The organism is Calidithermus terrae, assembly GCF_003574345.1.
Classification (GTDB): domain Bacteria; phylum Deinococcota; class Deinococci; order Deinococcales; family Thermaceae; genus Calidithermus; species Calidithermus chliarophilus.
Genome location: NZ_QXDL01000197.1, coordinates 1 through 7,461, shown reverse-complemented (window position 1 = coordinate 7,461; position 7,461 = coordinate 1). Strand labels below are relative to the sequence as shown.

Sequence of the window (7,461 nt, the reverse complement as noted above, 5' to 3'; positions counted from 1 at the left end):
TGTAGCCGTAGCCGCCGTGGATCTGGATGGCCTGGTTGGCGGCCTCGAAGGCCATCTCCGAGGCGTAGGCCTTGGCGATGGCGGCGGCGTGGGCCTGGGGGAGCCCCTGGTCGGTGAGCCAGGCGGCCTTGTGGCGCTCGAGCAGCTCGTCGGCCGCGCCGCGCAGGGCGCCGGCCTCCACGCCCTCCAGCCGCACCGCCAGGTAGCGGTAGCCGCCCGCCTCGCGCGGCTCGGGGCCGCCGCCCCCGCCGGAGAGCTGGGCGCGGGCGAGCTCGAGCTTGAGCCGCTCGACCTCCTTCTCGCGGGCCTTGAGCTCGTCCTGGAGCTTGCCCACCCGCTCGGCCAGCCCCTCGGGGCTCACCCCCAGCTCGCGCGAGAGGGAGCCCAGGCGCTCGAGCTGCTCCCGCACGTACTGCACCGCGCCGACCCCGGTGAGGGCCTCGACGCGCCGCACGCCCGCCGCCACCGCCTCGTCGGAGCGGATGACGAAGGCCCCGATCTCGCCGGTGCGCCGCACGTGGCAGCCGCCGCACAGCTCCTTGCTGCTCACGCCCTCCACGCCGCCCTCGACGCTCACGACCCGCACCACGTCGGCGTACTTCTCGCCGAAGAGGGCCATCGCGCCTTCCTTCCTGGCCTCCTCGAGGCCCTTGTAGGCGTAGGTCACGGGGAAGTCGGCCTGGATCCAGCGGTTGACCAGCATCTCGACGCGCGCGAGGTCCTTGGGGTCGATGGGCTCGAACTGGCTGAAGTCGAAGCGCAGGCGGTCGGGGCCCACGTAGCTGCCCTTCTGCTGCACGTGGGTGCCCAGCACCGCCCGCAGCGCGGCGTGGAGCAGGTGGGTGGCGGTGTGGTTCTTCTCGGTGTCGCGGCGCTGCGCGTCCACGAGCGCGCGCACCGGGGTGCCCGCCTTGAGGGTGCCCTCCTGCACCCGCGCCACGTGCAGGAAGACGCCGTCGCTGTTCTTCTGCGTCGTGCTCACCCGCGCCCAGCCCTCGGCCCACTCCAGCACCCCCGAGTCGCCGACCTGGCCGCCGCCCTCGGCGTAGAAGGGCGTCTTGTCGAGCACCACCTGCACCTCGGCGCCGGCGGGGGCCTCCTCGAGGGTCTGGTCCCCCGCCAGCAGCAGCTTGACCTCGGCCTGCGCTTCGGTCTGCTCGTAGCCCACGAAGACGGTGCCGCCGTAGTCCTTGGCGAGGGCGGCCAGGGCCTCGTTGGACTGCCTGAACAGGTCGCGCTCGAAGGCCATGTTGCGCCGGGCGAGCTCCTGCGCCTCCTCCAGCGCGCGCTCGTAGCCCCCGGTGTCCACCCTGATGCCGCGTTCGTCGGCGATCTCGAGGGTGAGGTCGAGGGGGAAGCCGTAGGTGTCGTAGAGGGTGAAGGCGTCCTTGCCGGGGAGGGTGTCGCCCGCCTTCAGCCCCGCGAGCATGCCGTCCAGGCGCTTGATGCCCGCCTCGAGGGTTTCGAGGAAGCGCTCCTCCTCGAGCCGGATCTGCCTCTGCACGCCGGGGAGGTTCTCGCGGGTCTCGGGGTAGACCCCGCCCATCACCTCGGCCACCACCCCGGCCAGCCCGTGCATGAACGGCTCGCGCAGGCCCAGCAGGTAGCCGTAGCGCACCGCGCGGCGCAGCAGCCGCCGCACCACGTAGCCGCGCCCGGTGTTGGAGAAGTGGGCCCCGTCAGAGAGGATGAAGGTCACGGCGCGGGCGTGCTCGGCGATGACCCGGTGGGCCAGCGAGGAGGGCCCCTCGTAGCTGACGCCGCTCAGCTCGACGATCCTCCGGATCAGGGGGATGAACTCGTCGGTCTCGTAGAAGTCGGTGACGCCCTGCAGCACCATCGCCACCCGCGCCAGGCCCATGCCGGTGTCGATGTTGGGCTTGGGCAAGGGCTCGAGCACCCCCCCGTCCTTGCGGTTGTACTGCGGGAACACCAGGTTCCAGATCTCCACGAAGCGGTTGCTCTCGCGGGTCTCGTAGTAGTCGGCCCAGGTGTCGCCGCCGAACCCGGGGCCGCGGTCGTAGTAGATCTCCGAGCACGGCCCGCAGGGGCCGTTGGGGCCTTTGGTGGGGGCGTCCTGCGGCCAGAAGTTCTCGTCGGCGCCGAAGCGGTGCAGGCGGCTCTCGGGCAGGCCCACGCCCTTGGTCCAGTGCTCGAAGGCCTCGTCGTCGTCCTGGTAGATGGTGACGTAGATGCGGTCGGGCTCAAGGCCCAGCCACTCGGGGCGGGTGAGGAACTCCCAGGCCCACTCGATGGCCTCCTTCTTGAAGTAGTCGCCGAAGGAGAAGTTGCCCAGCATCTCGAAGACGGTCTGGTGGCGGTTGGTGCGCCCCACGTTCTCGATGTCGCCGGTGCGCACCGACTTCTGGCAGGTGGTCACGCGGTACCACTCGCCCTCGTGCCCCGCGAACACCGGCTTCTTGCCCATGAAGTAGGGCTTGAGCGGGGTCATCCCGGCGTTGATGAACAAGAGGGTGGGGTCGTCGTGGGGGATCACGCTGAAGGAGGGCAGCCGCAGGTGCCCCTTGCCCTGGAAGAAGGAGAGGAACTTCTCGCGGATCTCGGCGGTGCTGGGCCCGCTGGGTGGTTTTCGGGTGCTGGACATGTCCGGTTCCTTTCGCCTAGAGCATAAAAAAAGACTCCCCGCCCTCGCAAACCCTCACGGCCCCTTCCCGAAGGAAAGAAGGCCGTCAGCGGGTAGCTCGCACGGAAAGCCGCATCTGGCCTTGAATATACGGACGCCTTATGCGTTTGTAAAGGAGTCGGATGACCCTTCCCGCCGTGGCGCTACACTGGTCGGGTGAACACCCACGCCCTGGACCAGATGTCGCTCGAGGCCCTCGAGCACGCCCGCGCCGCCATCGCCAGCTACCCCTACCCGCGCCTGGAGACCTACTACACCTTCGCCGACAAGACCATCATCCCCACCTTCCTCACCCGCCCCATCTCGCGCAGCCAGGTGGAGGTGCGCCAGCGCTTCCACACCGTGCGGGGCAGTGTGGACGCCTTCCCGGCCTTCGGGGCCTCGATGAGCATGATGCGCTCGCGCTTCGCCCGCGACGTGTGGGACGAGGGGCACGGCGGAATCCACGTCCTGCCCCGCGTGGGCCTCTCCGACGCCCAGCGCATCCAGGACGTGAGGGCCAGCGCCCCGGCGTTGGTGGGGGTGGCGCTGGGCATCCACGAGGAGGAGGCTTTCCTGGGGGAGCTTTTCGGGCAGCCCAACCTGGCCTTCGTCTCCATCGACATCGCCCACGGGGCCAACGCCGCCGTGCTGCCGGTGCTCGAGAAGATCCGCGCCCAGGGCGTCGAGAGCGGGGTCATCCTGGGCAACGTGGGCTCCATCGAGGGCTTCGCCTACGCCTACTGGCTGATGAAGCTCTCGGGCTTCAAGCACTTCGTGATCAAGGTGGGGGTGGGGCCGGGCTCGGTGTGCACCACCCGCATCAACACCGGGGTGGGGGTGGGCCAGCTCTCGCTTTTGGAGGAGATCTGGCAGTTCCGCAACCACTGTGGCTACACCGACGCCCAGATCGTCTCCGACGGCGGGGTGAACTCCTCGGGCGACTTCGTAAAAGCCCTCACCCGCGCCGAGGGCGTGATGATGGGCAAGTTCTTCGCCTCCGGCTCCTTCGAGGACGAGGTGCTGATCAAGAAGGACGGCCACCTCGAGGGCATCCTGCTCTTCGGCATGGCCTCCTCGCTGGTGACCGAGAAGCGCAACTACATCGAAGGCTCCTCCCAGACGCTGCGGGCCTTCCACAAGGACGCCCGCGAGGCGGTCTCGAGGCTGCGCGAGGGCCTGCAAAGCGCCATGACCTACGTCAACGCCACCAACCTCAACGAGTTCCGGGGGAACGTGCGGTTCGCGCTCAACTCGGCGGCGGCGATCACGGAGGCGGGGGTGCACTGATGGTCGATAGCCGATAGCCGATAGCTGAACGCCAAGCGCGAAACGCTGTAGGGGCGGCCACCAGCTCGCCCTTTTCTGGCCCGTTCTTCGCCGACAGATAGCGGCTTTATAGGAGTTCGCCGAGGTGCACGAGTTTTACGTCGAGCATCTGGCTCAGGTACAGGTCCAGGAGGGGCTTGTGCGAGGCCCCGACGATCACCAGCATTCGCTGGCCGGGGTGCCGGGCTGAGGCTCGACGGATGTGCGAGGCCATGTTGAGGTTCCGTACCTCTAGCTGAGCCAGCCGGGTTCGCTCGAGCCGGGAGGGGAGCTTGGGACGAAGATAGGAAATATATTCGGCGTCCATGATGGCATGGACGTACTCGGGGGAGTTCATGAACCGGTAGTGGGGGAGCAGGTCGCCGGCCTCCACCGCCCTGCGGGAGCTTTCCTGCTGTTTGCGGATGATCTCGCTCTCCCGGATGGCCGTGTGATAACCGATGCGCTCGAGCTCAGGCTCGAGCCGGTCGGCGATCTCGAAGTAGATGTCGGTGTCCTGCTGGTCGTCGATGCAGGCGATGCTTTGGAGCCCCAACACCCGGGCGAGCCGTACCCCGATGGAGAAGCTCTCGACGGGCGAGTTCAAAAGAGCGTCGAACTGCCCGGCTAGGCCCCCGTCCATCGTGCTCAACCTTTCTTGCCCGACTTCAGGCAGGTACGACCACTGCAGCACCGCCGACTCCACCTCGTAAGCGGCAAGGAGGTTGAGGGCTAAGTCGAGCCGTCCTTCGGGAGAAAGCCCCCCGCGAACGGCCTGCTCGAGCAGCCCCTTTGCCCTCCCCTCGGCCTCGGTCCTCGAGACGCCCAGCGCCTCCCGAGCCCGGCGGGCGAGTTCGAGCCGGTCCTTGGCGAAGATCTCGAGGGCCTGCCTGTACTTCTCGGGGGCCGCCTCCATCCCGACAATTACCTGGGACGGGAGCGACTCTACGCCGATCACGTCCGGCGAGTAGCCCCTCAGGACCTCGATCAGGCTGTCCAACAGCGCAGGCCGGAACTGCTGACCCAGATTCCCCAGATGCCCGCTTCCCAGGATCAGGACTTGGGTCTTCTCGGATTCCTCGATGGGAGCCTTGTAGCTTTTTAGCACGCTTTTATTTTAAAAAGCCGTGGTTTCTCCCTTGCAAGTGTCCTACAGGCCGGCTCTTGCCGCGGTGGCTAAGCCAAGCCGTAGATCTCCAGGAAGCGCCGGACGCGGGCCTCGAGCGTGGGCAGCGGGGCCACCTCGCCGCAGACCCAGTCCGGGGTGTAGTTGCGGCAGACTTTGGGCCGGCTCTCGTAGATGGCGCACCTGCACCCGCGGTCCAGGTGTTGGCAGGGCACGCCCAAGGGCTTGTTCAGCGCGGCGATGTCGGGGGCGGCGCAGCAGGCCCCGCACAGGGTGCAGTCGCGGTGCCAAAAAGTGGCGGGATAGGGCTCGGCCATCAGGCGTTCATCACCTGGCGCACCGCCCAGAAGGCCAGGTAGAGGTGGTGGGCCTCGTGGACGGCGTAGAGCTCGAGCCACTGCGACAGGGGCATGGGCCCGGCGGCGCCGTGCACCCCCACGCGGGCCAGCTCGGCGTCGCCCAGGCCGCGCACCCGGTTGAGCAGGTCGGTGCGCAGCTTTTGCAGCTCGGTCACCACCGCCTCGGTGGAGCGGGCGGAGAGCTCGAGGAACACCGGGTCCTCGTCGGAGCGCAGGCGCTCGAGGCGGGGGCTCTCCTCGGTCAGGATGCGCTCGAGGCGGCCCAAGGTGACGGCGGTGAAGTGGGCGAGGTGGGCCAGGTTCTCGTGGGCCGACCACTTGCCGCTGGGCGGGCGCTGGCGCAGTTGCTCGGGGCTGGCGCCGGCGAGCAGGCCGGAGAGGGGGTCGAGGCCGGTCTCGAGGCGGCGGATCAGCGAGGGGGAGGGGCTCATGCCCAGAGCATACCGCTGCCCCTAGCCCGCCGAGATCAGGGCGATGGCCCCCAGGCTCAGCAGCACCCCCATCCACTGCGCGGGCCGCAGGGTCTCGCGCAGCACGGCCCGCGCCAGCAGCACCGTGGAGGCGGGGTAGAGCGAGGAGACCACCGCGGCCACGTCCAGCCGCCCGGTCTGGGCGGCGGCCAGGAAGAAGAGGTTGCCCCCGGCGTCTAAGGCCCCGGCCAGGCCCACCAGCGGCAGCTCGTGCGGGCGGGGCCAGCGCTCGGGCCGGTTGAGCAGGGCGTAGGCCAGGGTGAGGGCCAGCGCGGTGAGCTTGGCGACGGCCGAGGGCCAGAACAGCCCCTCCACCCGGTCGATGAGCACGAAGTAGCCGCCGAAGCCCAGCCCGGCCAACAGCGCCCAGGTGAGCCCGGTGGGCCGCACCGCGCCCTCGGGCCTCGAGGCCAGCCACACCCCCAGCAGCCCCACGCCGAAGCCCAGCAGTTGCAGCCCTCCGGGGAGGCCCTCGAGCGCCGCCCCCAGCAGCACCGGTAGCACCGCGCCGGTCACGCCCGCCACCGGCGCGGCCAGGCCCATCTGCCCGGCGGTGAAGGCCCGGTACAGCGACAGCAGGCCCAGCGCCCCCGAGGCCCCCGCCAGCGCCGCCCAGCCCACGTCGCCCGCGTGGAAGGTCTCGCCGCGCAACAGGGCCAGCAGGGTGAACAGGAGGAGCCCGGTGGCCGAGACCAGCACGGTGACGGCGTAGGGGTGGGCCCGCCTCGAGGCCAGCCCCCCGCTGAAGTCCCCCGCGCCCCAGGAGGCGGCGGAGAGCAGCCCGAAGCCCACGGCCAGCAGTTCGGCGTTCATCCGGGCAGTTTACCGCGGGTCACTCCCGCACGTCGCGCAGGCTTCTGCCGTCGAAGCGCACCCGCCGCGCCAGCCGCCGGTTGGCGTAGGGGTGGTTTTGGGTCTTGTCCACGCTGTAGAGGCTGTAGGTGGCGTGCTCGGGGGTGAGCTCGAGCACCGCGTAGCCGTTGAGCTCGCCCTCGAAGAAGTGCAGGTGGCGGTTGAAGGCCTCGATGAGCGCGTTGCCGGGCCAGGGGTAGCCCATGCGGCCCAGGGCCTCGCGGGGCGGGGGGCTGCTGAGGCCGGGGGCCATGAACTCCGCGCCGCGCACCGGGCCGCGCCCGTTGAAGCCGGGGCGAATCAGCCCGGCCAGCGCCGCGTGCAGGTCGCCGCTGAGCACCAGCAGGTTGTCGCCTTCGAGCTGCTCGAGCAGGTACTGCCGCTCGGCGGCGTAGCCGTCCCAGCCGTCGGCGTTGACGGCGATGGAGCCCGAGCGCAGGGGCGAGAACATTACCGCGCTCGCCAGGCCGCGCCAGCGGGCCGGGCTGGCGGCGAGCCCCTCGAGCAGCCAGCGCCGCTGGGCCTCGCCCAGCATGCTGCGGCCGGGGGCCTCGAGCGCGGCGCAGGAGGCCAGGGTGCGCTGGCCGTTGCCGCCCTCGCCGCAGGGGTGGGGCGAGCGGTAGGAGCGGGTGTCGGTGGCGAAGAGCTCGAGCAGCCCCCCGAAGCGGAAGCTGCGGTACTGGGTCATCTGGGCGTGGGGGTGGGCGGCGCTGAGGTCGGGGG

7 protein-coding genes are annotated in these 7,461 nt (G+C 70.0%); 1 reads left to right on the top strand and 6 read right to left on the bottom strand.

Features of this window, described 5'->3' with window-relative positions; translation table 11 throughout:
* A partial coding sequence (alaS, locus tag Mterra_RS17065; RefSeq protein WP_119316248.1) for an alanine--tRNA ligase occupies positions 1-2,605 on the bottom strand: 2,605 nt, incomplete at its 3' end.
* 195 nt (positions 2,606-2,800) lie between these two features.
* On the opposite strand from alaS, the gene Mterra_RS17060 reads away from it, so the two are divergent.
* On the top strand, positions 2,801-3,913 hold the full coding sequence (locus Mterra_RS17060) for an IMP dehydrogenase (protein WP_245971675.1): 1,113 nt from the start codon (positions 2,801-2,803) through the stop codon (positions 3,911-3,913).
* Positions 3,914-4,019: 106 nt separating this feature from the next.
* On the opposite strand, the gene Mterra_RS17055 is transcribed toward Mterra_RS17060, so the two are convergent.
* From Mterra_RS17055 to Mterra_RS17035, 5 genes are all read right to left on the bottom strand, one after another.
* Complete coding sequence (locus Mterra_RS17055; protein WP_119316247.1) at positions 4,020-5,039, bottom strand: DUF5694 domain-containing protein; 1,020 nt, start codon at positions 5,037-5,039, stop codon at positions 4,020-4,022.
* 68 nt (positions 5,040-5,107) lie between these two features.
* On the bottom strand, positions 5,108-5,374 hold the full coding sequence (locus Mterra_RS17050; protein ID WP_119316246.1) for a YkgJ family cysteine cluster protein: 267 nt from the start codon (positions 5,372-5,374) through the stop codon (positions 5,108-5,110).
* Entirely contained in the window at positions 5,374-5,847 is a 474-nt protein-coding gene (locus Mterra_RS17045; RefSeq protein ID WP_119316245.1) for a DinB family protein, read from the bottom strand. The genes Mterra_RS17050 and Mterra_RS17045 overlap by 1 nt, the downstream gene beginning before the upstream one ends.
* A gap of 21 nt (positions 5,848-5,868) precedes the next feature.
* Entirely contained in the window at positions 5,869-6,699 is an 831-nt protein-coding gene (locus Mterra_RS17040; protein ID WP_119316244.1) for a DMT family transporter, read from the bottom strand.
* 19 nt (positions 6,700-6,718) lie between these two features.
* Positions 6,719-7,461 (bottom strand): alkaline phosphatase D family protein (locus tag Mterra_RS17035; RefSeq protein WP_176582548.1); only part of this gene is annotated, 743 nt, incomplete at its 5' end.

Excerpts from the sequence above, each read along its gene's own strand:
- Mterra_RS17050 (WP_119316246.1), bottom strand. The coding sequence starts at position 5,374 with ATGGCCGAGCCCTATCCCGCCACTTTTTGGCACCGCGACTGCACCCTG.
- Mterra_RS17045 (WP_119316245.1), bottom strand. The coding sequence starts at position 5,847 with ATGAGCCCCTCCCCCTCGCTGATCCGCCGCCTCGAGACCGGCCTCGAC.
- Mterra_RS17040 (WP_119316244.1), bottom strand. The coding sequence starts at position 6,699 with ATGAACGCCGAACTGCTGGCCGTGGGCTTCGGGCTGCTCTCCGCCGCC.